Below are 1291 nucleotides of genomic sequence, written 5' to 3' on the forward strand. Positions count from 1 at the left end.
GGGATATTGGCCAGGCGTGCTTCCAGCCATTGCAGCTTGCCGTCCCAGGCGGGGAGTTTGGCGGGGGGGAGGGGGAGGATTTCGTTGATTTCGGGGACTTTTGGGTCGGCGTAGGAGTAGTTTGCGAGAGTCCGCCAGATTTTTTTATAACGTTCTGCACGTTCAAGATCCTCCTGTTGGCCAAGGTAGTACAAACGATCATCCGACTTGGGTCCTATGAAACCTTTGCTTAGAAAGGAAGCCGAGGTGCTGTCACCTGCAATTAATCCAAGTTGAAATGCCTCAAGCGCCTCCTGATACTGTCCATCCGTCGACAGGTCAACTCCTAGCTCCCTGGCGGCCTTGCCATTGCCCTGTTCGGCGGAGCAGCGGCGCATCTGCCGGGCAATGTTCGGAGCAATGCCGATTGGCGCCAATATGTCCCCCACATCGTACTGGGCTTGCGCGCTGCCCTGATCGGCCGCTTTTCGAAAATAGCGCAACGACATGGCCGTATCCTGCTTCAGTCCTGCTGAACCGCTTTTCAGAAAGAGGCCAATAAAGTAGTACCCCGTTGCCACGTTTGCCTCGATCAGTTGCTGGCTCAGACGCAGGTGATCCGCGCCACGGAGCGCGAACTGACCGCGCATGGCGCCGTTTTGCAGGTTGATATTGGCCTTGTAATGGCCATTTTCGGCAGCAATTCGGTACAGCCGCTCTATCTCGGCATCCACACTTTTGTCCTGCTTGAGCAGGTTGTTTTTTTGTAGCCAGCGCGCGTACTGGAACAGCTCATCGGTTTCGGCGTACGGCGCGGGGATTTGCTCATGTACACAAGTAAAGGCCAGCCTGGTTTTGATCTCGGTCAGCGGGTTCACGGAAATGAACTGGGGCCGGTCAGTCGGGGTGCTGCCGTTATCGCAGGCAGCCAGCAGCAGACTTGCCAGCAGGAGGAACCTTTTTTTCATACCTTACCCCAGCAGTTGCCATTCAATATTTTCTTCACTGACCGTGATGATGTCGGGCAGCAAAAAGCGGGATTTGTGACTCTGAACCTTCAGCGTGGGCATGATCTCGTTCTCTTCGAAACGGCGGACGGTGCCATCGTTGAACCGCAAGTAAACATTGCGACTCAGACTGAATGCTTGCCAGTAGCCAGTCTGGGGGCAGGCCTGGCCGCTGGAGCAGGTCGGTTCGAGGTGGCTGGCCTTGATGAACGCGGGAGAGTCGGGGGTAGCTCTGCCGGTTGCCGGTTCCAGGAGTTTGGCCTTGGCTAGCTGCTGGATCAGTGCTTCGCTGGGTTTTGGCCGAG

General features: G+C 56.3%; 1 protein-coding gene and 1 pseudogene. Both read right to left on the bottom strand.

The features are described from left to right. A partial coding sequence (locus tag AOA60_RS08335) for a DUF6396 domain-containing protein (protein WP_099584018.1) occupies positions 1-947 on the bottom strand: 947 nt, incomplete at its 3' end. A 3-nt stretch (positions 948-950) separates the two neighbouring features. After that, positions 951-1291: pseudogene (locus AOA60_RS08340) on the bottom strand (sel1 repeat family protein); the annotation flags it as partial.

It is taken from the genome of Pseudomonas sp. 2822-17 (assembly GCF_002742485.1).
GTDB classification, from domain to species: Bacteria; Pseudomonadota; Gammaproteobacteria; order Pseudomonadales; family Pseudomonadaceae; genus Aquipseudomonas; species Aquipseudomonas cyclaminis.